The organism is Microbacterium sp. J1-1, from assembly GCF_024498615.1.
Taxonomy (GTDB): Bacteria; Actinomycetota; Actinomycetes; order Actinomycetales; family Microbacteriaceae; genus Microbacterium; species Microbacterium aurugineum.
In genome coordinates this window covers 2,834,672-2,858,056 of sequence record NZ_CP089590.1, presented here as the reverse complement: position 1 = coordinate 2,858,056, position 23,385 = coordinate 2,834,672, and the positions used below count along the sequence as shown (strand labels likewise).

Below are 23,385 nucleotides of genomic sequence, written 5' to 3'. Positions count from 1 at the left end.
CGCCCCGAGTGGTTCAGACGACTCGGGGCGTCTCCCGCATGTCGAAGACGCGGAGTGCGCGGGCAGTCAGCTCCTCGGCCGGGTAGCCGGCGACCCGGGCGCGCGCCGCGGCCACGGCTTCGCGGCCGACGAGCGACGTGGCGTGAGCCCGGAGCACGTCGAGGTGCAGGCCCGGGAGGTCCTGCCGGCCGCCGAGTGCTTCGGCGAGCGCCAGAGCGAGCAGGCCGCGGTCTTGGAGCGCGGGCACGGTGAGCGCCCAGGTCGACCAGCCGGCCAAGGTCGTGCCCAGGACGGGGCGGTCGATGTACCCCGAACGCATCCGGACGATGGCCAGCATGCGGGTGCGCAGCCGTCGAGCCCAACGTTCCGTGCTCTGCGAGGTCGCGAAGCCGTCGAGCACCGCCGCCGAGACGAAGCCCGACATAACCAGGAGATACCACGGGGAAGCCCGCTGATCGTCGGAGCGGAACGTGGTCATCGCTCGTTCGTAGTGAGCGGCTGCGACCTCGATCCGACCGCGCGCGCGAGCCGTCTCCGCGAGTCCCACCCAACCGACGGACGCGAATTCGAGCCCCTGCGGTGTGAGCTCGGTGACGTGGGTGAGCTGTTCGAAGAGCTGATCCGCCTCGTCGAGTCGTCCCAGGCTCACGAGGCTCACACCACGGACCCAGTCCTGCTGACGGCGCTCGTCCAGGTCGTCGAACCCGTCAGGGCCGCGTCGGGCGCGATCGAGCCACGTCAGGGTCTCCGCCGGGCGCGCGGACTGGCTGGCGACCTGGGCTGCGGAGCTCGCCGACAGTCCGGCGAGCCAACGATCTCCGATGCGCTCCGCCAGCTCCCACGCGCGCTGTGCGGCTGCACCGGCCAGGTCCGCCTGGCCCTCGTTCTCCGCGGACTGCGCCGTGAGGAACTCGCCCACGAGGCGGACGGAGGGGTCGGGGGAGAGGCGATGCTCGGCCAGCCGCGCGGACATGCGGTCGGGGTGCGCCGCGGTATCGGCGATCTCCGCGAGCGCAGTCCACGCCGGGCTCAGGTCGGCGGCCTCGTTCCGCAGGCGTCGGACCCGATGGAACACCCGTAGGCTGCGGCGCCCTTCATCGACCATCGCCATCAGCGCGCTGACCAGCAACACCGGGGCCAGCACATCCGCAGGCACGGCATCGTCGGGCATGTCGTGGATGGCCGCCATCATCGACGGGGTGAAGCCGATCAGCTCGGTGAAGGCGCCCCGGGCCACCCAAGACGAGGTCAGGGCTGCGAAGATGGCGGTGGCCTCCGGTCCTCGTCCGAGGTCGAGCGAGCGTCGGAGCGCGGCGACGAGGTTGTCGTTCTCGACGTTCAGCTCGCGGAGCACGTCGGGCTGCAGAGGCGAGAACGCACCGAACAGCCCGGCTCCGGGCACTTGGCTGAAGGCGGACGCCCAACGCAGGACCGCGTCCCACGCCTCCTCCTCCTCACCGTCGTCGCGGAGCCGGGAGAGACCGAACTCGCGGACGGTCTCGAGCATCCGGAATCTCACTCCGCTCTGCTCGGCCGTCTCGGTGACGACGAGGAGCGACTGTCCGGCGAGGCGGTCGAGCAGGTCATCGACCGCCTCGTCACCGAGCACGGCGGCGGGGGTGGCGGCGGAGAAGCCGGAGGGCAGCAGCGAGAGTCGACCGAGCGCCCGTCGGGCATCGAGATCAAGGAGGTCCCAGCTCCACTCGATCACGGCCTGGAGCGTCCGGTGCCGCTCCGGCGCGGAGCGGTCGGCGCTCGTGAGCAGTGCGAAGCGGTTCTCCAGTCGCGATTCGATCTGCTGTGCCGTCATGGTGCGCATGCGGGCGGCGGCGAGCTCGATGGCCAGCGGCAGCCCGTCCAGCCTGCGACACAGGCGAGCGATGACCTCCGGGGGGAGGATCGCATCCGGTCGCACGGCGGACGCACGCTCCAGGAACAGACGCACGGCGGGACCGACGTCGCCTGACTCCCCGATCGGGAGGGGCGCCAGGGGGTATACGGCCTCGGCGCCGATGGCGATGGGCGTGCGGCTCGTCGCGAGGATGCGGAGGTCAGGGAGGATGGCGAGCGCGTCGCTCGTCCACGCCGCGACCGCGTCGATGATCTGCTCACAGTTGTCGAGGACGAGCAGAGCGGGCCGCTCCGCCAGCAGTGCGACGATGCGGGCGCGCAGATCCGGCTGCGAGCGGGCATCGGCCAGTGTGCTGCCGGCACGGTTCTCACTGATGCCGAGCGCGGCACCGATCGCCGGTTCGAGGTCGGCGTCCGCACGGATGCTCGCGAGCGGGATGACGGCGACGACGGGGGCCTCGGAGGCGGCCGCCACGGCCTGGGCGAGGCGGGTCTTGCCGAGACCGCCCGCACCGAGGATCGTCACGAGGCGACCTCGCGCGAGTCGGGCCTCGACGCGTGCGAGGTCATCGTCACGCCCGATCAGAACATTGGCGGCGGATCGCAGGCCGATGCGCAGGGGAGCGGCCTGCGGGGTGGCCTCGCCGCGCAGGATGCGGGCGTTCAGCGCGGTGGCCGTCGCGCCCGGGGTGGAACCGAGCTCGTCGCGCAGTCGTTCGCGCAGCTCGGCGAAGACCACGATCGCCTCCTGAGAGCGATCCGCAGCGGCGAGGGCTTCCATCAGCCGGACGTGCACGTTCTCGTCGTACGGATGCGCCACGGCCTGGGAGCTCAAGGACGGTATCGCCTCCTCCGCCCTCCCCACCGCGACGAGTGTGCGGCTGCGGAGGTCTTCCAGTCGTTCGCGCACGGAGGTCGCGACGTCGATGAGCTCCGTGGCGACGGGGGAGCCACCGAGGTCCGCGCCGAGCTCCCCACGCCAGAGGGCGAGCCCCTCGTCGGCGAGCGCGAGGCGCGCCGGATCCCCCTCCGGCAGTCGCGATGCCGCGGTTTCCAGGGAGCGTGCACGGGCGAGGTCGGTGTCTTCTCCGGAGGCGAGCGCGTAGCCACCGGGTTCGCTGCGGATCAGGTCGGCGCCGCCGGCTGCCCGCAGCCGTGAGACCAGTGTCTGGAGTGATCCCCGTGGGTTCTGCGGGAGGTCTTCGTCGGTCCAGATCTCGGCCGCCAGCGCCTCGATGCCGCGGGGGCGACCGGCGTTCAGGACCAGCGAGACCAGCAGTGCACGTGCGGTCGGTCCCGGGAGCTCGACGGGTGCCGCATTCGACGCCCCGTGCACGGTCGTCGGACCCAACACGGCGACCCGAGGCGGCTCCTTCATCACCACGCCAGCCTAGCCGCGGGGGAGTGGCGCTCATTTGACCGCCACGTTACGCGGCATTACACTTGACCAGGTGTGTGCACGTCTCGACGTGCGCGCTGGGCGTCGGCACCATGCCGGTCCGCCCCCACGGCATACCCACCACACCAAAAGCTCGTCGATTCCGGCGTGCCGGTGGGTCATGATGTGAAACCCATCACGCTGTCACCGTGCAGCACTATGAGGAGAGAACGTGCCAACCATTCAGCAGTTGGTTCGCAAGGGTCGCTCGCCCAAGGTCACCAAGACCAAGGCGCCGGCGCTCAAGTCGAACCCGCAGCAGGCCGGGGTCTGCACCCGCGTCTACACCACCACCCCGAAGAAGCCGAACTCGGCGATGCGCAAGGTCGCTCGTGTGAAGCTCCGCAACGGCACCGAGGTCACCGCGTACATCCCCGGTGAGGGCCACAACCTGCAGGAGCACTCGCTCGTGCTCGTGCGCGGCGGTCGTGTCAAGGACCTTCCCGGTGTGCGTTACAAGATCGTCCGTGGCGCCCTGGACACCCAGGCAGTCAAGAACCGTAAGCAGGCTCGTTCCCGCTACGGCGCGAAGAAGGGTTGAGTTAGATGCCTCGTAAGGGACCCGCCCCGAAGCGCCCCGTCGTCAACGACCCGGTATACGGCGCACCGATCGTCACCTCGCTGGTGAACAAGATCCTCGTCGACGGCAAGAAGTCGCTGGCCGAGTCGATCGTCTACGGCGCCCTCCGCGGTGTCGAGGCGAAGAACGGCCAGGACGCCGTCGCCACGCTCAAGAAGGCGCTCGACAACGTGCGCCCGACCCTCGAGGTCCGCAGCCGCCGCGTCGGTGGTTCGACCTACCAGGTGCCGGTCGAGGTCAAGCCTCACCGCGCCAACACGCTCGCTCTGCGCTGGCTCGTGAGCTACGCGAAGGGCCGTCGTGAGAAGACGATGACCGAGCGTCTCCAGAACGAGATCCTCGACGCGTCCAACGGCCTGGGTGCCGCGGTCAAGCGCCGTGAGGACACGCACAAGATGGCCGAGTCGAACCGCGCGTTCGCTCACTACCGCTGGTAAACAGCTTCGCCCGTCCCCCGGCCTCCCGTCGGGGGACGGGCACCCCCTCTTCGCAGTAAGACTGCTCCAAAAGATAAGGACACTCCTGTGGCACAAGACGTGCTCACGGACCTGAGCAAGGTCCGCAACATCGGCATCATGGCGCACATCGATGCCGGCAAGACCACGACGACCGAGCGCATCCTGTTCTACACGGGCGTCAACCACAAGCTCGGCGAGACGCACGACGGCGCCTCGACCACCGACTGGATGGAGCAGGAGAAGGAGCGCGGCATCACGATCACGTCTGCCGCCGTGACCTGCTTCTGGAACAAGAACCAGATCAACATCATCGACACCCCCGGTCACGTGGACTTCACGGTCGAGGTGGAGCGCTCGCTCCGCGTCCTCGACGGCGCTGTCGCCGTGTTCGACGGCAAGGAGGGCGTCGAGCCCCAGTCCGAGACCGTGTGGCGTCAGGCCGACAAGTACAACGTGCCGCGCATCTGCTTCGTCAACAAGATGGACAAGCTCGGTGCCGACTTCTACTTCACGGTCGACACGATCGTCAGCCGCCTCGGCGCCAAGCCGCTGGTCATCCAGCTGCCCATCGGTGCGGAGAACGACTTCATCGGGGTCATCGACCTGATCGAGATGCGTGCACTGGTCTGGCCCGGCGACTCCAAGGGTGATGTCACCATGGGCGCCAAGTACGAAGTCCAGGAGATCCCCGCCGACCTCAAGGAGAAGGCGGACGAGTACCGTCAGCAGCTCCTCGAGGTCGTCGCCGAGACCGACGACGCGCTGCTCGAGAAGTTCTTCGGCGGCGAGGAGCTCACGGTCGCCGAGATCAAGGGCGCGATCCGCAAGCTGACCGTCGCGAGCGAGATCTACCCGGTGCTCTGCGGTTCCGCGTTCAAGAACCGCGGTGTCCAGCCGATGCTCGACGCGGTCGTCGACTTCCTGCCGAACCCCCTCGACGTCGGTGCCATCGAGGCGCACGACCCGAAGGACTACGACACGATCATCGAGCGTCACCCCGACGCCAACGACCCGTTCTCGGCGCTGGCCTTCAAGGTCGCCGTGCACCCGTTCTTCGGTCGCCTCACCTACGTGCGCGTCTACTCGGGTCACCTCGACTCGGGCTCCGCCGTGGTCAACTCGACCAAGGGCAAGAAGGAGCGCATCGGGAAGATCTTCCAGATGCACGCCAACAAGGAGAACCCGGTCGACTCGCTGACCGCCGGCAACATCTACGCGGTCATCGGCCTGAAGGACACCACCACCGGTGACACCCTCGCCGACCCGGCAGCTCCGGTCGTCCTCGAGTCGATGACGTTCCCGGAGCCTGTGATCGAGGTCGCGATCGAGCCGAAGACCAAGGCCGACCAGGAGAAGCTGGGTCTCGCGATCCAGAAGCTCGCTGAGGAGGACCCGACCTTCCGCACGGAGCTCAACCCCGAGACCGGTCAGACGACCATCAAGGGCATGGGCGAGCTACACCTCGACATCCTCGTCGACCGCATGAAGCGCGAGTTCCGCGTCGAGGCGAACGTCGGCAAGCCGCAGGTCGCGTACCGTGAGACGATCCGCAAGACCGTCGAGAAGCACGACTACACGCACAAGAAGCAGACCGGTGGTTCTGGACAGTTCGCGAAGATCCAGTTCAACATCGAGCCGCTCGAGCTCGACTCCGAGACGACTTACGAGTTCGTGAACGCCGTCACCGGTGGTCGCATCCCTCGTGAGTACATCGGCTCGATCGATGCTGGTTTCCAGGACGCGATGAACGTCGGTGTGCTCGCGGGCTACCCGATGGTCGGCGTCAAGGCAACCATCGTCGATGGTGCAGCGCACGACGTCGACTCCTCGGAGATGGCGTTCAAGATCGCGGGCTCCATGGGCTTCAAGGAGGCCGCTCGCCGTGCCAACCCCGTGCTGCTCGAGCCGCTGATGGCCGTCGAGGTCCGTACTCCGGAGGAGTACATGGGCGACGTCATCGGTGACCTGAACTCGCGCCGTGGCCAGATCCAGTCGATGGAAGACGCCGCCGGCGTCAAGGTCGTCCGCGCTCAGGTGCCGCTGTCCGAGATGTTCGGCTACATCGGCGACCTGCGCTCGAAGACCTCGGGCCGCGCCGTGTACTCGATGGAGTTCCACAGCTACGCTGAGGTTCCCCGCGCGGTGGCGGACGAGATCGTCCAGAAGACCAAGGGCGAGTAATCACCCTTCTGGGTTCCCCACGGCGAAGCGCCGCGGGGTTCCCAGGTCACCTACAACTTCACATTCCCTCTCTACTAAACTGAGAACCTAACCCGTAGAGAACCGGTCGCAAACCAGTGCCCGGTCACCTCTACAACGACGTCCTGAGGAGGACCCAGTGGCTAAGGCCAAGTTCGAGCGGACCAAGCCGCACGTCAACATCGGAACGATCGGTCACGTCGACCACGGCAAGACCACGCTCTCCGCAGCGATCTCGAAGGTGCTTGCTGACAAGTACCCGTCCGACACCAACGTGCAGCGTGACTTCGCTTCCATCGACTCGGCGCCGGAAGAGCGCCAGCGTGGTATCACCATCAACATCTCGCACATCGAGTACGAGACCCCGAAGCGCCACTACGCGCACGTCGACGCTCCCGGCCACGCCGACTACGTCAAGAACATGATCACCGGTGCGGCTCAGATGGACGGCGCGATCCTCGTGGTCGCCGCCACCGACGGCCCGATGGCTCAGACGCGTGAGCACGTGCTGCTCGCCAAGCAGGTCGGCGTTCCCTACCTGCTCGTCGCGCTGAACAAGTCCGACATGGTCGACGACGAGGAGATCCTGGAGCTCGTCGAGCTCGAGGTCCGCGAGCTGCTCGCCGGCCAGGGCTTCGACGAGGACGCTCCTGTCGTCCGCGTCTCCGCTCTCAAGGCCCTCGAGGGCGACGAGAAGTGGGTCCAGGCGATCCTGGACCTGATGCAGGCCGTCGACGACAGCGTTCCGGACCCGGAGCGTGACCGCGACAAGCCGTTCCTGATGCCCGTCGAGGACGTCTTCACGATCACCGGTCGTGGAACCGTCGTCACGGGTCGCGCCGAGCGTGGCACGCTGGCCATCAACTCCGAGGTCGAGATCGTCGGACTCCGTCCGACCGTCAAGACCACGGTCACGGGTATCGAGATGTTCCACAAGCAGCTCGACGAGGCCTGGGCCGGCGAGAACTGTGGTCTGCTGCTCCGCGGTACCAAGCGTGAAGACGTCGAGCGCGGTCAGGTCATCGTCAAGCCGGGTTCGGTCACGCCGCACACCGACTTCGAGGGCACCGCGTACATCCTGTCGAAGGACGAGGGTGGCCGTCACAACCCGTTCTACACGAACTACCGCCCGCAGTTCTACTTCCGCACCACCGACGTCACCGGCGTCATCTCGCTGCCCGAGGGCACCGAGATGGTCATGCCCGGCGACACCACCGACATGACGGTCGAGCTGATCCAGCCGATCGCCATGGAGGAGGGCCTCGGCTTCGCCATCCGTGAGGGTGGACGCACCGTCGGCGCCGGTACGGTCACGAAGATCATCAAGTAAGCATCTGCTTCCTCGCAAAGGGGTCGGGCCTTCGGGTCCGGCCCCTTTGTCGTGGACGGGCGGCGAGGGTTCCCTTCGGCGGGGTGGACATGCACAATGAGTGTGGTCGCCCCGATCGGACGACCGCACACGTCTCAGAAGGGGAGTCACATGGGTATCGAGGACGCCGTGAACAAGGGCAAGGACCTCTACGAGCAGAACAAGGACAAGATCGCCGAAGCCGTGAAGAGCGAGCAGGCGGAGGACATCAGCGACAAGGTGCTCGACGGTGTCGCCGACTTCGCGAAGAAGATCGCACCCGGCGCGGCGGACAAGATCGACGAGATCCGGGACAGCGCGGACAAGGCCGTCGGCAACGAGTAGCCGCGCCCGTCGTCGCTGAGCGGCGCCCCCCCGGGGGGGGGGCGCCGCTTTTCGGTGCCGGGCGGTGAGACCCGGTGTCAAATGTGGCGGATTCGCTGCTGCATCGAGTAGGATCGTCTCGACCGCCTGGGGATCTTGCGGTCATGGAAGCCGAAGGGGTTCGGTTTCCGGGAACACGCGGTCATCCGCGTCCAAACTGGGGATATGCGATCTTGGGGATCATCGTGCGACGCGCGCAGTCACTGCGCCTGAGCGTCTCCCTGCCTGCGCGGCGGGTCTTCCGCCGCGCCCTCGGTCGAGGAGCCTGGCGTCCCTTCACGCCGGGCTACTCGCGTTCGGTGTGCCCCCTCGCACTGAACGCCCTCCCCAAGCGGGGCGAGGCATGGGGATGCCTCGCCCCGCTATCTCCTGCGATCTGACGTCTCCGCTGCGCTTCTGAGGGACGCGAGACGACCGCGACACGCCCGGGTTTGCAGAAGTGAAATGGGCCGTGGCAGAATAGACAGGTTCGATATTCCGTTGCCGCTGTGCGTGCGACGGATCACTGCCAGGGCAGTGCATAGACGGCGCCTCCTCCGGGACGGCGCAGGGTTCTAGGCCGCGGGTAGCAGAACACACCCCGACACCCCCTCATCATGAAGGGTTCCGCCGTGCGCGGTGGAAGGTCGGCATCCGGTCGCCTCACGGCTTCCGGCTGACAGAAGAACAGTGGTGCAGCAGATCGACTCGTGAGAGCCGTTCTCGTGCCGAGGCGCGAACAGCGCCGACGTGCGTCCAATGCCCCAGGGCCACCCGGTCCCGGACGGTAAGACGCCTAAAGAGAGAGAGCAGACAATGGCGGGACAGAAGATCCGCATTCGCCTGAAGTCGTATGACCACGAGGTCATCGACACGTCCGCACGCAAGATCGTCGACACCGTGACCCGTGCGGGCGCAACCGTCGTCGGCCCCGTGCCCCTTCCGACCGAGAAGAACGTCGTGTGCGTCATCCGGTCGCCCCACAAGTACAAGGACAGCCGCGAGCACTTCGAGATGCGCACCCACAAGCGTCTGATCGACATCGTCGACCCGACGCCCAAGGCTGTCGACTCGCTGATGCGTCTCGACCTGCCGGCCGATGTCAACATCGAGATCAAGCTCTGAGGTTCGACATGGCTGACATCAATTCCAAGGTTTCCAAGGGCATGCTCGGCACGAAGCTCGGCATGACCCAGGTCTGGAACGAGAGCGGCAAGCTCGTTCCCGTCACCGTCATCGAGCTGGCACCGAACGTGGTCACCCAGGTCCGTACCCCCGAGAAGGACGGCTACAACGCCGTGCAGATCGCCTACGGCCAGATCGACCCCCGCAAGGTGAACAAGCCGCTCTCCGCTCACTTCGAGGCAGCCGGCGTCACGCCGCGTCGTCACGTCACCGAGATCCGCACCGCGGACGCCGGCGACTACACCCTGGGCCAGGAGCTCACGGTCGACGGCACCTTCGAGGCAGGCCAGCTCGTCGACGTCGTCGGCACGAGCAAGGGCAAGGGCTTCGCCGGTGTCATGAAGCGCCACAACTTCAAGGGCGTCTCGGCTTCGCACGGTGCACACCGCAACCACCGCAAGCCCGGCTCCATCGGCGCATCGTCGACCCCGAGCCGCGTCTTCAAGGGCATGCGCATGGCCGGCCGTATGGGTGGCGAGCGCGTGACCGTCCTCAACCTCACGGTGCACGCCATCGACATCGAGAAGGGACTCATGCTCGTCAAGGGCGCCGTCCCCGGTGCTCGTGGTCGCATCGTCTATGTCCGCAACGCAGTGAAGGGTGCCTGATCATGGCTGACTCCACTCTCGCGCTCGACGTCCTCAAGGCAGACGGCAAGAAGGCAGGCTCCATCGAGCTTCCCGCCGCACTGTTCGACGCCAAGACGAACATCCCGCTCATCCACCAGGTCGTCGTCGCGCAGCTCGCGGCGGCACGCCAGGGCACGCACTCGACCAAGCGTCGTGGCGAGGTCTCTGGTGCCGGCCGCAAGCCCTTCAAGCAGAAGGGCACGGGTAACGCCCGTCAGGGTTCCATCCGCGCGCCGCACATGACCGGTGGTGGCATCGTCCACGGCCCGAAGCCGCGTGACTACTCGCAGCGCACCCCCAAGAAGATGATCGCCGCCGCCCTGCTGGGCGCGCTCAGCGACCGCTTCCGCGGAGACCGCATCCACGCCATCGACTCCTTCGGGATTGACGGCACGCCCTCGACCAAGACCGCGGTGAGCTTCCTCACCAACGTCGTCTCGTCGAAGAACGTGCTCGTCGTCATCGAGCGGGGCGACGACGTGACGCTGAAGAGCATCCGCAACCTGTCGAACCTGCACGTGCTGACGTTCGACCAGCTCAACGCATACGACGTGCTCGTCTCCGACGACATCGTCTTCACCCAGGCCGCGCTCGAGGGCTTCATCGCCTCCAAGTCCGGCGCCAACCAGGAGGTCTCCGCATGAGCGAGCAGGCATCTGTTCTCCAGACGGCCCTGAACAAGGACCCGCGCGACATCATCCTGAAGCCGGTCGTGTCCGAGAAGAGCTACGGGCTCATCGATGAAGGAAAGTACACCTTCCTCGTCGACCCGCGCGCTTCGAAGACCGAGATCAAGCTCGCCATCGAGAAGATCTTCGGCGTCAAGGTCGCAGGGGTCAACACCCTCAACCGCGTCGGCAAGGCTCGCCGCACCCGCTTCGGAACCGGCAAGCGCAAGGACACCAAGCGCGCCATCGTCACCCTGAAGTCGGGCACCATCGACATCTTCACGGCAATCGGCTGATCCGGGGGATAAGGACAATCATGGCTATTCGCAAGTACAAGCCCACGACCCCGGGCCGTCGCGGCTCGTCGGTGGCTGACTTCGCCGAGATCACTCGATCGACGCCGGAGAAGTCGCTGCTGCGCCCGCTCTCGAAGACCGGTGGTCGCAACAACCAGGGCCGCATCACGACCCGTCACATCGGTGGTGGCCACAAGCGCCAGTACCGCGTCATCGACTTCCGTCGCAATGACAAGGACGGCGTCAACGCCAAGGTCGCTCACATCGAGTACGACCCCAACCGCACCGCGCGCATCGCGCTGCTGCACTACTTCGACGGTGAGAAGCGCTACATCCTCGCCCCGGCGAAGCTGAAGCAGGGCGACATCGTCGAGTCGGGTGCTGGGGCTGACATCAAGCCGGGTAACAACCTCCCGCTGAAGAACATCCCCACCGGTACCGTCATCCACGCGATCGAGCTCCGCCCCGGCGGCGGCGCGAAGATGGCACGTTCGGCCGGTGCATCCGTCCGTCTCGTCGCCAAGGACGGCCCCTACGCCCAGCTGCGTCTCCCCTCGGGTGAGATCCGCAACGTCGATGCGCGCTGCCGCGCGACCATCGGCGAGGTCGGCAACGCCGAGCAGTCGAACATCAACTGGGGCAAGGCCGGCCGTATGCGCTGGAAGGGCGTCCGCCCGACGGTCCGTGGTGTCGCGATGAACCCGGTCGACCACCCGCACGGTGGTGGTGAGGGTAAGACCTCCGGTGGTCGTCACCCCGTCTCCCCGTGGGGCCAGGCGGAGGGTCGTACCCGTCACGCCAACAAGGAAAGCGACAAGTACATCGTGCGTCGTCGTAACGCCGGCAAGAAGCGCAAGTAGGAGTAAGAGAAGATGCCTCGCAGTCTTAAGAAGGGCCCCTTCGTCGACGATCACCTGCTTCGCAAGGTGGTCGTGCAGAACGAAGCCGGCACCAAGAACGTCATCAAGACCTGGTCCCGTCGGTCCATGATCATCCCGGCCATGCTGGGTCACACGATCGCGGTCCACGACGGACGCAAGCACATCCCTGTGTTCGTGTCCGAGACCATGGTCGGTCACAAGCTGGGCGAGTTCGCGCCCACCCGCACCTTCCGCGGTCACGAGAAGGACGACAAGAAGGGGCGGCGCCGCTAATGGTCGAATCGATCGCACGCGTGCGACACATCCGCGTGACCCCTCAGAAGGCTCGCCGTGTCGTCGCGCTCATCAAGGGCAAGCAGGCTCAGGAGGCTCTCGCCATCCTGAAGTTCGCGCAGCAGAGCGCCAGCGAGCCGATCTACAAGCTTGTCGCGTCGGCCATGGCCAACGCGCAGGTGAAGGCGGATCGCGACGGCGAATTCCTCGACGAGCAGGACCTGTACGTGGCGAACGCGTACGTCGACGAGGGCACGACGCTCAAGCGTTTCCAGCCCCGTGCACAGGGTCGCGCTTTCCAGATCAAGAAGCGCACGAGCCACATCACGGTCGTGCTCTCGACGCCTGAGGCAGCTCCGGCCGCCACGGGCGACAGCAACAAGAAGGCGAGCAAGTAATGGGACAGAAGGTAAACCCGTACGGCTTCCGTCTCGGCATCACGACGGACCACGTCTCGCGTTGGTTCTCTGACTCGACGAAGCCGGGGCAGCGTTACGCCGACTACGTCGCCGAGGACATCAAGATCCGCAACCTGCTCAAGACGCAGCTCGACCGCGCCGGTGTCTCGAACATCGAGATCGAGCGCACCCGTGACCGCGTCCGCGTCGACATCCACACCGCCCGTCCGGGCATCGTGATCGGTCGTCGTGGAGCCGAGGCCGAGCGCATCCGCGGCGACCTCGAGAAGCTCTCGGGCAAGCAGATCCAGCTGAACATCCTCGAGGTCAAGAACCCCGAGGCCGATGCTCAGCTCGTTGCGCAGGGCATCGCCGAGCAGCTCTCTGCTCGTGTGGCGTTCCGTCGTGCGATGCGCAAGGGTCTGCAGGGCGCTCAGCGCGCCGGCGCCAAGGGCATCCGTATTCAGGTCTCCGGCCGCCTCGGCGGCGCCGAGATGAGCCGTTCGGAGTTCTACCGCGAGGGTCGTGTGCCGCTGCACACGCTGCGCGCGAACATCGACTACGGCTTCTACGAGGCGAAGACCACCTTCGGCCGCATCGGCGTGAAGGTCTGGATCTACAAGGGCGACCTGACCGCGAAGGAGCTCGCTCGCGAGCAGGCCAACGCACCCAAGGCTCGTCGTGACGACCGTGGTGGCGACCGCCGCCGTGCCCCGCGCAACGAGGCACCTGTCGCAGAAGGAGCGTCGGCATAATGCTCATCCCCCGTAAGGTCAAGTTCCGCAAGCAGCACCACCCCGGGCGCTCGGGTCAGGCCACCGGCGGCACGAAGGTCTCCTTCGGCGAGTACGGTATCCAGGCGCTTTCGCCCGCTTACGTGACGAACCGTCAGATCGAGTCCGCTCGTATCGCGATGACCCGTCACATCAAGCGTGGTGGAAAGGTGTGGATCAACATCTACCCCGACCGTCCGCTCACGAAGAAGCCTGCCGAGACCCGCATGGGTTCCGGTAAGGGTTCCCCCGAGTGGTGGGTCGCCAACGTCAAGCCGGGCCGTGTCCTCTTCGAGGTCGCGGGTGTCGACGAGCAGCTCGCTCGCGAAGCTCTGACCCGAGCAATTCACAAGCTGCCGCTCAAGGCACGCATCATCAAGCGCGAGGAGGGCGACGCGTAATGGCGATCGGCACCAAGGAGCTCGCCCCGGCAGAGCTCGACACATTCGAAGACCAGCGCCTCGTCGAGGAGCTGCGCAAGGCCAAGGAGGAGCTGTTCAACCTCCGTTTCCAGTCGGCCACCGGCCAGCTGGAGAGCCACGGCCGCATCCGCGCCGTCAAGCGCGACATCGCGCGTCTCTACACCGTGATCCGCGAACGCGAGCTGGGCATCCGTGCGACGCCCGCTCCGGTCGAGGCTCCGGCCAAGAAGGCGACCAAGTCGAAGGCGAAGAAGGCGGACTCCGCCGACGACGCCGTGAAGGAAGAGGCTGAGTGATGGCCACCAAGAAGGAAGCGACTGCGGAGACGCAGGCCGCAGGACACGAGTCGTCCGAGCACGACGTCCGCGACACCGCTGCACGCGGCTACCGCAAGGCGCGTCGCGGCTACGTCGTCAGCGACAAGATGGACAAGACCATCGTGGTCGAGGTCGAGGACCGCGTGAAGCACCCGCTTTACGGCAAGGTCATCCGCCGCACCTCGAAGGTCAAGGCGCACGATGAGGCGAACACCGCCGGCATCGGCGACCTGGTCCTGATCAACGAGACCCGCCCGCTCAGCGCCACGAAGCGCTGGCGCCTGGTGGAGATTCTGGAGAAGGCCAAGTGATCCAGCAGGAATCCCGACTCAAGGTCGCCGACAACACCGGCGCCAAGGAGCTGCTCACGATCCGCGTTCTCGGTGGCTCGAAGCGCCGCTACGCGGGCCTCGGCGACACCATCGTCGCGACCGTCAAGGACGCGATCCCCGGTGGCAACGTCAAGAAGGGCGACGTCGTCAAGGCGGTCATCGTCCGCACCAAGAAGGAGGTCCGTCGTCCGGACGGCTCCTACATCAAGTTCGACGAGAACGCCGCCGTGATCCTGAAGAACGACGGGGAGCCCCGCGGCACCCGTATCTTCGGACCGGTCGGTCGTGAGCTTCGTGACAAGAAGTTCATGAAGATCGTCTCGCTGGCGCCGGAGGTCATCTAATCATGGCGAAGATCAAGAAGGGTGACCTGGTTCAGGTCATCACGGGTGCCACGCAGGAGCGTGGCGGCGACCGCGGTAAGCAGGGCAAGGTCCTCGATGTCCTTTCCGACAAGAACCGCGTCATCGTCGAAGGCGTGAACTACGTCACCAAGCACACCCGCGTCGGACAGACGCAGCGTGGCACCAAGACCGGAGGCCTCGAGACCGTCGAAGCCTCCATCCACATCTCGAACGTCGCACTCGTCGACCCCTCGACCAAGAAGCCGACCAAGGTCGGCCACCGGGTCGAGGAGCAGACGAAGGACGGCGTGAAGCGCACCGTCCGCGTGCGCTACGCGAAGAAGAGCGGTAAGGACCTCTGATGAGCACCGACACTGCCGCGCCGGCTGGCAAGATCCAGCCGCGCCTGAAGCAGAAGTACAACACCGAGATCAAGAAGGCGATGCAGGAAGAGTTCGGTTACTCGAACGTCATGCAGATCCCCGGACTGGTCAAGGTCGTCGTGAACACCGGTGTCGGCGAGGCAGCTCGCGACAGCAAGGTGATCGATGGCGCGGTCGACGACCTCACCAAGATCACCGGCCAGAAGCCGATCGTCACGAAGGCCCGCAAGTCCATCGCGCAGTTCAAGCTGCGTGAGGGTCAGGCCATCGGCGCGCACGTCACTCTCCGTGGCGACCGCGCGTGGGAGTTCGTCGACCGCCTCGTCTCGCTCGCTCTGCCCCGTATCCGCGACTTCCGCGGTCTCTCGGCCAAGCAGTTCGACGGCAACGGCAACTACACCTTCGGTCTCCAGGAGCAGAGCGTGTTCCACGAGATCGATCAGGACAAGATCGACCGGGTTCGCGGTTTCGACATCACCGTCGTCACCACCGCGAAGACGGATGACGAGGGTCGGGCACTGCTCCGCCACCTCGGCTTCCCGTTCCGCTCGGAAGACGCACAGGCGTAACACCCTTGACGGGCTCAGTGGTCTCGTGTCACTGAGCCCGTCGATGTGCACGTACAATTGAAAATTGCGTGTCATCGCAGGCCGTCTGTCGTGTAACGGCAGCCGGAACCTCATGAACAAAGGAAAACAACAATGACAATGACAGACCCGGTCGCAGATCTGCTGACCCGTCTGCGCAACGCGAACTCGGCGCACCACGATTCCGTGACCCTGCCGTCGAGCAAGCTCAAGACGCACATCGCTGAGATCCTCCAGCAGGAGGGCTACATCGCCGGTTGGGAGACCTCTGACGCTCGCGTCGGGAAGAACCTCACGCTGACGCTGAAGTACGGTCCCAACCGTGAGCGCTCCATCGCCGGCATCAAGCGCGTCTCGAAGCCCGGTCTCCGCGTCTACGCGAAGTCGACCGAGCTGCCCACGGTCCTCGGCGGCCTCGGCGTGGCCATCCTGTCCACTTCCTCCGGTCTTCTCACCGACCGTCAGGCTGAGCAGAAGGGCGTGGGCGGAGAAGTTCTCGCCTACGTGTGGTAATTCGAAATGTCGCGTATTGGACGACTTCCCATCGACGTTCCTGCGGGCGTGACCGTTTCGGTCGACGGCCGTGAGGTCGCGGTGAAGGGCCCCAAGGGTGAGCTCACCCTCACGGTGGCCAGCCCCATCGAGGTCGCGGTCGAGGAGAACCAGGTTCTGGTCTCCCGTCCCGACGACGAGCGCGAGTCGCGGTCGCTTCACGGCCTGACCCGCACGCTCATCAACAACAACATCATCGGCGTGACCCAGGGATACACCAAGGGTCTCGAGGTCGTCGGCACCGGTTACCGCGTGCAGCAGAAGGGGAGCTCGGTCGAGTTCGCCCTCGGCTTCTCGCACCCGGTCCTGGTCGACCCGCCCGCCGGCATCACGCTCACGGTCGAGGGCACCACCAAGCTCACCGTCAGCGGGATCGACAAGCAGGCTGTCGGTGAGGCAGCTGCGAACATCCGCAAGATCCGCAAGCCTGAGCCGTACAAGGGCAAGGGTGTGCGCTACGCCGGCGAGAACGTGCGTCGCAAGGCCGGAAAGAGTGGTAAGTAACCATGGCTCTCAAGTCAAAGTCTGACGCCCGCGCGCGTCGTCACGCCCGCCTTCGCAAGAAGGTCGTCGGCACCGAGGCGCGTCCGCGTCTCGTCGTCAACCGTTCGGCCCGCCACGTCTTCGTGCAGCTGGTCGACGACAGCAAGGGTCACACCGTCGCGTCGGCTTCGACGCTCGAGACCGACCTGCGCTCGCTCGAGGGTGACAAGACCGCCAAGGCCCGCAAGGTCGGCGAGCTCCTCGCCGAGCGCGCGAAGGCCGCAGGCGTTTCCGAGGCAGTGTTCGACCGTGGCGGCAACCGCTACGCCGGTCGTGTCGCCGCCATCGCCGACGGCGCCCGTGAGGGGGGTCTGGCACTGTGAGTGACAACAAGGAGAACGAAGTGACCGAAGCGGCTGCTGCCACTTCCGAGACGGCTGCAGGCACCACGCAGGCAGAGCCGACTCGCGATCAGCGCGACGGCCGCCGTGGTGGCCGTGGTGACCGCAACCAGGGTGGCCGCGACCGCAACTCGCGCGACCGTGGTGACAACCAGTTCCTGGAGCGCGTCGTCACCATCAACCGTGTCTCGAAGGTCGTGAAGGGTGGTCGTCGCTTCAGCTTCACCGCTCTCGTGGTCGTCGGTGACGGCAACGGTCTGGTCGGCGTCGGCTACGGCAAGGCCCGTGAGGTCCCCCTGGCCATCTCGAAGGGTGTCGAAGAGGCCAAGCGCAACTTCTTCCGCGTTCCGCGCGTCGGCAGCACCATCCCGCACCCCGTGCAGGGTGAGGCCGCCGCTGGTGTGGTCCTGCTCCGCCCGGCCGCTGCCGGTACCGGTGTCATCGCCGGTGGTCCGGTCCGCGCCGTGCTCGAGTGCGCCGGTATCCACGACGTGCTGTCGAAGTCGCTCGGCTCGTCGAACACGATCAACATCGTGCACGCGACGGTCACCGCCCTGAAGCAGCTCGAGGAGCCTCGTGCGGTCGCCGCACGTCGTGGCCTCGAGTTCGACCAGGTCGCCCCTGCGCGTCTCGTCCGCGCCGAGGCCGAGGCCATCGCCGCACAGAAGGTAGGTGCCTGATGGCCGCGCGACTGAAGGTCACGCAGATCAAGTCCAAGGTGAGCGAGAAGCAGAACCAGCGCGACACGCTGCGCAGCCTCGGTCTCAAGCGGATCGGTGACACCACCGTCCGCCCCGACGACGCGCAGACGCGCGGTTACGTCAAGACCGTCGCCCACCTCGTCAAGGTTGAGGAGATCGACTAATGGCTGAGAAGAACGAGGCCGTCGAGGCCGAGAAGGCCGCGAAGAAGGCTGCAGCTCCCAAGGCTGCCGCCGAGAAGAAGCCTGCTGCGAAGAAGGCTCCGGCCAAGAGCGCAGCAGCCGACGCCAAGGCTGAGGCTCCCGCCAAGAAGCCGGCTGCCAAGAAGGCTGCGCCCGCGAAGGACGCTCCGGCGTCCCGCCCCGGCGTGCTGAAGGTGCACCACCTGCGTCCCGTCCCCGGATCCAACACCGCCAAGACTCGCGTCGGCCGTGGTGAGGGCTCCAAGGGTAAGACCGCTGGTCGTGGTACCAAGGGCACCAAGGCGCGTAACACCGTTCGCGTCGGCTTCGAGGGTGGGCAGATGCCGCTGCACATGCGCACCCCGAAGCTGCGCGGGTTCAAGAACCCGTTCCGCGTGGAGTACCAGGTCGTGAACCTGGAGAAGCTCGCGGAGCTGTACCCCAAGGGTGGCGACGTCACCGTGGGCGACCTGGTCGCCAAGGGTGCCGTTCGCAAGAACGAGAAGGTCAAGGTTCTCGGTAACGGCGACATCGCCGTCAAGCTCACCGTTTCGGTCGACAAGGTCTCGGGTTCCGCCGAGCAGAAGATCGTCGCGGCGGGCGGATCCGTCAAGTAACCGCAGTGCAAGAGGGGCCGGAGATTCTCCGGCCCCTCTTGTGGTTTCACACTCCGAGACCTCGCTCTGGGGCCGCATCCGGCGGGCCTGGTATCGGTGGCGAATTCCGGGAAGCCCGGTTTGCGTTACCCTGGTCTTTCAGCCGTCCTTCGGGAATCGGCAACCTTTTCAGGAGGAACGTCCTTGTTTAGCGCCATCGCGCGGATCTTCCGCACCCCCGACCTGCGTCGGAAGATCGGTTTCACCCTCGCCATCATCGCGATCTACCGGCTCGGCTCCAACGTCCCGGCACCGTTCGTGAACTTCCCGAACGTCGAAGAGTGTCTCGCCGCCAACGCGGGCACCGATGGTCTGCTCGGACTGGTCAACCTCTTCTCCGGTGGCGCGCTGCTGCAGCTGTCGATCTTCGCGCTCGGTGTCATGCCGTACATCACCGCGACGATCATCACGCAGCTCCTGCGCGTGGTCATCCCGCACTTCGAGGCGCTGCACAAGGAAGGCCAGGCCGGTCAGGCCCGCCTGACCCAGTACACGCGCTACCTCACGATCGCTCTCGCGCTGCTCCAGTCGACGACTCTCGTCACGGTCGCGCGCAGCGGTCAGCTCTTCGGGACGACAGATCTCGCCGCCTGCCAGCAGCTCCTGACCAACGACGTGTGGTGGGCGCAGCTGCTCATCATCATGGCGATGACGGCCGGTACCGGTCTGATCATGTGGTTCGCCGAGCTCGTCACCGAGCGCGGCATCGGCAACGGCATGTCCCTGCTCATCTTCACCTCGATCGCCGCGACGTTCCCCGGCGCCATGGGGCTCATCTGGCAGACCAAGGGCTTCGAGGTCTTCCTCCTGGTGCTGCTCGTCGGAATCGTCGTGATGGGGCTCGTCGTCTTCGTCGAGCAATCCCAGCGAAGGATCCCCGTCCAGTACGCCAAGCGCATGGTCGGTCGCCGCACCTACGGCGGGACGAACACCTACATCCCGATCAAGGTCAACATGGCGGGTGTGATCCCCGTGATCTTCGCGTCGTCGCTGCTGTACATCCCTGCGCTCATCGCTCAGTTCAACACCCCACAGGACGGCTCGACGCCGCCCGCCTGGGTCTCGTGGATCAGCGCGAACTTCACGACGGGCAACAGCCCGGTCTACATGGCCGCGTACTTCCTGCTGATCATCGGCTTCACCTACTTCTACGTGGCGATCACGTTCAACCCGGTCGAGGTCGCGGACAACATGAAGAAGTACGGCGGCTTCATCCCGGGCATCCGTGCAGGGCGTCCCACGGCCGAGTACCTCGACTACGTGCTCACCCGCATCACGCTTCCCGGCTCGCTGTACCTCGGTCTGATCGCGCTCATCCCGCTGATCGCGCTGGCCACGGTCGGCGCCAACCAGAACTTCCCGTTCGGTGGCGCGTCGATCCTGATCATCGTCGGTGTCGGTCTCGAGACGGTCAAGCAGATCGATGCGCAGCTCCAGCAGCGTCACTATGAAGGGCTTCTCCGATGACAGCATCCGCACGTCTTCTCATCGTCGGCCCGCAGGGCTCCGGAAAGGGCACGCAGGGCGTGCGCATCGCCGAGTCCTACGGCATCCCGGTCGTGTCGACCGGTGACATCTTCCGCGCGAACATCAAGGAGGGCACGCCCCTCGGCCAGCAGGTCACGGCGATCCTCGACAAGGGCGACCTCGTTCCGGACGAGCTGACGAGCGAGATCGTGCGCGACCGGCTTTCGCAGCCCGACGCCGCGCAGGGCTTCCTGCTCGACGGGTACCCGCGCAACACCGCGCAGGTCGCTCACCTGGAGTCGTTCCTCGCGGAGCGGGGGGAGGCCCTCGACGCCGTCATCCTCCTCGACGTGCCGCGCGAGGAGAGCCTGTCGCGTCTGTCCCTGCGCGCGACCGAGCAGGGACGTTCGGATGACACCCCGGAGGCCATCGGCCACCGCCTCGACATCTACGAGCGCGAGACCGCGCCGATCCTCGAGGTCTACGGCGCCAAGGGCATCGTCGACCGCATCGACGGTGTCGGCTCCCTCGACGAGATCACCGAGCGCATCGCGGATGCTCTGGCCGCGCGCGGTCTGCGTCTCGCGGCCTCCGCCTCCTGAGATGTTCCGCCGGTCGATCTACAAGACCCCGGCTCACCTGCGAGCCATGGTCGAGCCCGGGCTGATCACCGCCGCAGCACTCGACGCCGTCCGCCCGATGATCACGGCCGGCATCACCACGCTGGAGCTCGACACCGTAGCGAACCGCGCGATCCTGTCACGCGGTGCGGAGTCCAACTTCCAACTCGTGCGCGGCTACCACCACACCACCTGCATCTCGGTGAATGAGCAGGTCGTCCACGGCATCCCGGGGGAGCGGGTGTTGCAGCCGGGGGACATCGTCTCCGTCGACTGCGGTGCGCAGTTCCAGGGATGGAACGGCGACAGTGCCATCACCGTCGTGGTGCCCGATCCGGAGCGGCCCGAGCTGGTCGCACAGCGCGAGGAGCTCTCGCGCGTCACGGAGGGCTCGATGTGGGCCGGAATCGCCGCCATGGCATCCGCGTCGTCGATCGATGAGATCGGTGCGGCCATCCAGGGGTACATCGAGGCGCAGGGCCCTTCCGCGGTCTCCGGTGAGACGTACGGCATCCTTCGCGAGTATGTCGGTCACGGCATCGGCCGCAAGATGCACGAGGCCCCCAGCGTCTTCAACTACCGCACACCCGATCGCGGGGAAGACGTCAAACCGGGACTCGTGCTCGCGATCGAGCCGATGGTCACCGCCGGCGGAGAAGCGACCTTCATCGAAGAGGATGACTGGACCGTCACGACCGTCGACGGAACCGATGGCTCCCATTGGGAACATAGCGTCGCCCTGCATGATGGAGGTATCTGGGTGCTGACCGCGCCCGATGGTGGAAGAGCCGGACTCGCCCCGTTCGGGGTCGAGCCTCGAGAGATCGGAAAGTAATGGCAGCGGCGAAGAGCAACACCAACTGGTTCGCGATCGGCGTCTCCATCGCCGTGGTCGTGGTGCTGGTGGCGATCGGTGGACTCGTGGTGTTCCTCAACAACCAGGCGACCTCGCCCGGCGCCGCACCCAGTGCCAACGACACGTTCGACCCGGAGACGGGCGCGATCTCCTTCGGGGACGGTGAAGACACCGTCGCGGTGTTCCTGGACTTCCAGTGCCCCATCTGCAAGAGCTTCGAGGATCAGTACGGAGAGCAGCTGGAGGCGGCTGCGGCAGACGGGCGCATCACGCTCGAGTACCACCCGATCGCGATCCTCGACCGCTATTCGCAGGGCACGGACTTCTCGTCGCGCTCTGCCGGTGCGGCCTTCTGCGTCGCGGAGTCGAACCCTGACCTGTACCTCGATTTCGCGAAGACGCTGTTCGAGAACCAGCCGGCGGAGAACTCCTCCGGTCTCACGAACGACCAGATCGCCGGCTTCGCGACGCAGGTCGGTGCGGATGACGCGGTCTCGTGCATCACCGACGAGACGTACCGCAAGTTCGGTGCGGCGCAGGCGAAGGCCCACGAGATCGCCGGGACGCCGACCATCGAGGTCAACGGCGAGCGTCTCGACCTCCAGGCCGGGGACATCTCCAAGATGGAGCAGCTGATCGGCTGACCGGTCGGCTTCGCGCCCCGGACGTCCGAGTTGCCGGATGGTAATCGAGCGTCTAACATAGATCTTTGGTGCTTTGTGCCTTGATTCGGCGTGTCCGTCGGTGCAGCACCACAACCCATTCACCCACCGCAGATCGACCGATCTGCAGAAGCGTCAGCGAGGCTATGGCTAAGAAAGACGGTGTCATCGAGATCGAGGGCGTGATCTCCGAGGCTCTGCCCAACGCGATGTTCCGCGTTGAGCTCAGCAACGGACACAAGGTCCTTGCAACGATCTCCGGCAAGATGCGGCAGAACTACATCCGTATCATCCCCGAGGACCGTGTGGTCGTGGAGCTCAGCCCCTACGACCTGACCCGCGGCCGTATCGTCTACCGCTACCGCTGATCGGTCGAGAAGTAACGGCCTGCCCCTGTCCGGGGCGGTACGAAGACAGCGAACAGGAAACATCATGAAGGTCAACCCCAGCGTCAAGCCCATCTGCGATCACTGCAAGGTGATCCGCCGTCACGGCCGCGTCATGGTGATCTGCAAGAGCAACCCGCGTCACAAGCAGCGCCAGGGCTGAGTCCCTCGCTGTGCGGCATCGCTCACGCACATCTCACAACTGAACACACACGACGGCAGGATCAGAACCCGCGGAAGCGGGGGACACCTCGGGCGGAGGCCCGGGCACCGATCCTGTCCCACACCTCCACAACACCCAGGAGAACCGCATGGCACGTCTTGCCGGCGTTGACATCCCGCGCGACAAGCGCGTGGTGATCGCCCTTACCTACATCTACGGCGTCGGCCGTACCCGCTCGGTCGAGATCCTCAAGGCGACGGAGATCGACGAGAGCATCCGCGTGAAGGACCTCAGCGACGACCAGCTGATCGCCCTCCGCGACTACATCGAAGGCAACTACAAGGTGGAGGGTGACCTGCGCCGCGAGGTCGCCGCAGACATCCGCCGCAAGGTCGAGATCGGCTCCTACGAGGGCATCCGCCACCGTCGTGGTCTCCCGGTCCGTGGTCAGCGCACCAAGACCAACGCCCGTACCCGCAAGGGCCCGAAGCGCACCGTCGCAGGCAAGAAGAAGGCCCGCTAAGCGCGGCC

General features: G+C 66.1%; 33 protein-coding genes. 32 read left to right on the top strand and 1 reads right to left on the bottom strand.

The window, feature by feature from the left end; all coding sequences use genetic code 11:
• Nucleotides 1–13: 13 nt before the first annotated feature.
• Nucleotides 14–3,229: a BTAD domain-containing putative transcriptional regulator gene (locus tag LRQ07_RS13835; protein WP_256534927.1), complete on the bottom strand. Its 3,216-nt coding sequence runs from the start codon at nucleotides 3,227–3,229 to the stop codon at nucleotides 14–16.
• 232 nt (nucleotides 3,230–3,461) lie between these two features.
• Between LRQ07_RS13835 and rpsL the strand changes: the two genes are divergently transcribed.
• From rpsL to rpsM, 32 genes are all read left to right on the top strand, one after another.
• On the top strand, nucleotides 3,462–3,830 hold the full coding sequence (rpsL, locus tag LRQ07_RS13830; RefSeq protein ID WP_017201609.1) for a 30S ribosomal protein S12: 369 nt from the start codon (nucleotides 3,462–3,464) through the stop codon (nucleotides 3,828–3,830).
• Between the two features lie 5 nt (nucleotides 3,831–3,835).
• Entirely contained in the window at nucleotides 3,836–4,306 is a 471-nt protein-coding gene (gene rpsG / locus LRQ07_RS13825; protein WP_017201608.1) for a 30S ribosomal protein S7, read from the top strand.
• Nucleotides 4,307–4,393: 87 nt separating this feature from the next.
• On the top strand, nucleotides 4,394–6,508 hold the full coding sequence (gene fusA, locus LRQ07_RS13820) for an elongation factor G (protein WP_047524111.1): 2,115 nt from the start codon (nucleotides 4,394–4,396) through the stop codon (nucleotides 6,506–6,508).
• A 157-nt stretch (nucleotides 6,509–6,665) separates the two neighbouring features.
• On the top strand, nucleotides 6,666–7,856 hold the full coding sequence (gene tuf, locus LRQ07_RS13815) for an elongation factor Tu (protein WP_047524110.1): 1,191 nt from the start codon (nucleotides 6,666–6,668) through the stop codon (nucleotides 7,854–7,856).
• A gap of 150 nt (nucleotides 7,857–8,006) precedes the next feature.
• A complete protein-coding gene (locus tag LRQ07_RS13810) occupies nucleotides 8,007–8,219 on the top strand; it encodes a hypothetical protein (RefSeq protein WP_045264638.1) in 213 nt (70 codons plus the stop codon).
• An 834-nt stretch (nucleotides 8,220–9,053) separates the two neighbouring features.
• The gene (gene rpsJ / locus LRQ07_RS13805; RefSeq protein ID WP_017201594.1) at nucleotides 9,054–9,362 is read left to right on the top strand and encodes a 30S ribosomal protein S10; all 309 of its coding nucleotides are present in this window, start codon (nucleotides 9,054–9,056) and stop codon (nucleotides 9,360–9,362) included.
• Between the two features lie 8 nt (nucleotides 9,363–9,370).
• The gene (gene rplC, locus LRQ07_RS13800; RefSeq protein WP_047524109.1) at nucleotides 9,371–10,030 is read left to right on the top strand and encodes a 50S ribosomal protein L3; all 660 of its coding nucleotides are present in this window, start codon (nucleotides 9,371–9,373) and stop codon (nucleotides 10,028–10,030) included.
• 2 nt (nucleotides 10,031–10,032) lie between these two features.
• Complete coding sequence (gene rplD, locus LRQ07_RS13795) at nucleotides 10,033–10,695, top strand: 50S ribosomal protein L4 (RefSeq protein ID WP_047524108.1); 663 nt, start codon at nucleotides 10,033–10,035, stop codon at nucleotides 10,693–10,695.
• Nucleotides 10,692–11,015, top strand: coding sequence for a 50S ribosomal protein L23 (gene rplW, locus LRQ07_RS13790; RefSeq protein ID WP_017829206.1), 324 nt, complete (start codon nucleotides 10,692–10,694; stop codon nucleotides 11,013–11,015). Before rplD ends, rplW begins: the two co-directional genes overlap by 4 nt.
• A 20-nt stretch (nucleotides 11,016–11,035) precedes the next feature.
• Complete coding sequence (gene rplB, locus LRQ07_RS13785) at nucleotides 11,036–11,875, top strand: 50S ribosomal protein L2 (protein ID WP_017201590.1); 840 nt, start codon at nucleotides 11,036–11,038, stop codon at nucleotides 11,873–11,875.
• 12 nt (nucleotides 11,876–11,887) lie between these two features.
• Complete coding sequence (rpsS, locus tag LRQ07_RS13780; protein ID WP_017829205.1) at nucleotides 11,888–12,169, top strand: 30S ribosomal protein S19; 282 nt, start codon at nucleotides 11,888–11,890, stop codon at nucleotides 12,167–12,169.
• Nucleotides 12,169–12,567, top strand: coding sequence for a 50S ribosomal protein L22 (gene rplV, locus LRQ07_RS13775; RefSeq protein WP_021201121.1), 399 nt, complete (start codon nucleotides 12,169–12,171; stop codon nucleotides 12,565–12,567). Before rpsS ends, rplV begins: the two co-directional genes overlap by 1 nt.
• Entirely contained in the window at nucleotides 12,567–13,322 is a 756-nt protein-coding gene (gene rpsC / locus LRQ07_RS13770; protein ID WP_017201587.1) for a 30S ribosomal protein S3, read from the top strand. Before rplV ends, rpsC begins: the two co-directional genes overlap by 1 nt.
• Nucleotides 13,322–13,741, top strand: a complete 420-nt coding sequence (rplP, locus tag LRQ07_RS13765) for a 50S ribosomal protein L16 (RefSeq protein WP_047524107.1) — start codon at nucleotides 13,322–13,324, stop codon at nucleotides 13,739–13,741. Before rpsC ends, rplP begins: the two co-directional genes overlap by 1 nt.
• On the top strand, nucleotides 13,741–14,058 hold the full coding sequence (rpmC, locus tag LRQ07_RS13760; protein WP_017829202.1) for a 50S ribosomal protein L29: 318 nt from the start codon (nucleotides 13,741–13,743) through the stop codon (nucleotides 14,056–14,058). The genes rplP and rpmC overlap by 1 nt, the downstream gene beginning before the upstream one ends.
• Nucleotides 14,058–14,390 (top strand): 30S ribosomal protein S17, encoded by a 333-nt coding sequence (gene rpsQ, locus LRQ07_RS13755; RefSeq protein ID WP_047524106.1) that lies wholly within the window; start codon nucleotides 14,058–14,060, stop codon nucleotides 14,388–14,390. Before rpmC ends, rpsQ begins: the two co-directional genes overlap by 1 nt.
• On the top strand, nucleotides 14,387–14,755 hold the full coding sequence (rplN, locus tag LRQ07_RS13750; RefSeq protein WP_017201583.1) for a 50S ribosomal protein L14: 369 nt from the start codon (nucleotides 14,387–14,389) through the stop codon (nucleotides 14,753–14,755). The genes rpsQ and rplN overlap by 4 nt, the downstream gene beginning before the upstream one ends.
• A 2-nt stretch (nucleotides 14,756–14,757) precedes the next feature.
• A complete protein-coding gene (gene rplX, locus LRQ07_RS13745; protein ID WP_047524105.1) occupies nucleotides 14,758–15,117 on the top strand; it encodes a 50S ribosomal protein L24 in 360 nt (119 codons plus the stop codon).
• Nucleotides 15,117–15,707, top strand: a complete 591-nt coding sequence (gene rplE, locus LRQ07_RS13740; RefSeq protein WP_047524104.1) for a 50S ribosomal protein L5 — start codon at nucleotides 15,117–15,119, stop codon at nucleotides 15,705–15,707. The genes rplX and rplE overlap by 1 nt, the downstream gene beginning before the upstream one ends.
• 132 nt (nucleotides 15,708–15,839) lie before the next feature.
• Nucleotides 15,840–16,238, top strand: a complete 399-nt coding sequence (gene rpsH, locus LRQ07_RS13735; RefSeq protein ID WP_047524103.1) for a 30S ribosomal protein S8 — start codon at nucleotides 15,840–15,842, stop codon at nucleotides 16,236–16,238.
• A 6-nt stretch (nucleotides 16,239–16,244) separates the two neighbouring features.
• Entirely contained in the window at nucleotides 16,245–16,781 is a 537-nt protein-coding gene (rplF, locus tag LRQ07_RS13730) for a 50S ribosomal protein L6 (RefSeq protein WP_047524102.1), read from the top strand.
• A 2-nt stretch (nucleotides 16,782–16,783) separates the two neighbouring features.
• Nucleotides 16,784–17,143, top strand: a complete 360-nt coding sequence (rplR, locus tag LRQ07_RS13725; protein ID WP_017201578.1) for a 50S ribosomal protein L18 — start codon at nucleotides 16,784–16,786, stop codon at nucleotides 17,141–17,143.
• Nucleotides 17,144–17,163: 20 nt separating this feature from the next.
• Nucleotides 17,164–17,841, top strand: coding sequence for a 30S ribosomal protein S5 (gene rpsE / locus LRQ07_RS13720; protein ID WP_269406194.1), 678 nt, complete (start codon nucleotides 17,164–17,166; stop codon nucleotides 17,839–17,841).
• On the top strand, nucleotides 17,841–18,026 hold the full coding sequence (rpmD, locus tag LRQ07_RS13715) for a 50S ribosomal protein L30 (RefSeq protein WP_017201575.1): 186 nt from the start codon (nucleotides 17,841–17,843) through the stop codon (nucleotides 18,024–18,026). Before rpsE ends, rpmD begins: the two co-directional genes overlap by 1 nt.
• A complete protein-coding gene (gene rplO, locus LRQ07_RS13710; RefSeq protein ID WP_256534926.1) occupies nucleotides 18,026–18,661 on the top strand; it encodes a 50S ribosomal protein L15 in 636 nt (211 codons plus the stop codon). Before rpmD ends, rplO begins: the two co-directional genes overlap by 1 nt.
• A 183-nt stretch (nucleotides 18,662–18,844) precedes the next feature.
• Entirely contained in the window at nucleotides 18,845–20,167 is a 1,323-nt protein-coding gene (gene secY / locus LRQ07_RS13705) for a preprotein translocase subunit SecY (protein WP_047524101.1), read from the top strand.
• Nucleotides 20,164–20,769, top strand: a complete 606-nt coding sequence (locus LRQ07_RS13700; RefSeq protein WP_047524100.1) for an adenylate kinase — start codon at nucleotides 20,164–20,166, stop codon at nucleotides 20,767–20,769. The genes secY and LRQ07_RS13700 overlap by 4 nt, the downstream gene beginning before the upstream one ends.
• Before the next feature lies 1 nt (nucleotide 20,770).
• The gene (gene map, locus LRQ07_RS13695; RefSeq protein ID WP_256534925.1) at nucleotides 20,771–21,622 is read left to right on the top strand and encodes a type I methionyl aminopeptidase; all 852 of its coding nucleotides are present in this window, start codon (nucleotides 20,771–20,773) and stop codon (nucleotides 21,620–21,622) included.
• Entirely contained in the window at nucleotides 21,622–22,287 is a 666-nt protein-coding gene (locus LRQ07_RS13690; RefSeq protein ID WP_256534924.1) for a DsbA family protein, read from the top strand. The genes map and LRQ07_RS13690 overlap by 1 nt, the downstream gene beginning before the upstream one ends.
• 164 nt (nucleotides 22,288–22,451) lie before the next feature.
• Nucleotides 22,452–22,673 (top strand): translation initiation factor IF-1, encoded by a 222-nt coding sequence (gene infA / locus LRQ07_RS13685; RefSeq protein ID WP_017201569.1) that lies wholly within the window; start codon nucleotides 22,452–22,454, stop codon nucleotides 22,671–22,673.
• 64 nt (nucleotides 22,674–22,737) lie between these two features.
• The gene (gene rpmJ / locus LRQ07_RS13680) at nucleotides 22,738–22,854 is read left to right on the top strand and encodes a 50S ribosomal protein L36 (RefSeq protein WP_005050492.1); all 117 of its coding nucleotides are present in this window, start codon (nucleotides 22,738–22,740) and stop codon (nucleotides 22,852–22,854) included.
• 148 nt (nucleotides 22,855–23,002) lie between these two features.
• Nucleotides 23,003–23,377, top strand: coding sequence for a 30S ribosomal protein S13 (gene rpsM, locus LRQ07_RS13675; RefSeq protein ID WP_047524098.1), 375 nt, complete (start codon nucleotides 23,003–23,005; stop codon nucleotides 23,375–23,377).
• Nucleotides 23,378–23,385: the final 8 nt, after the last annotated feature.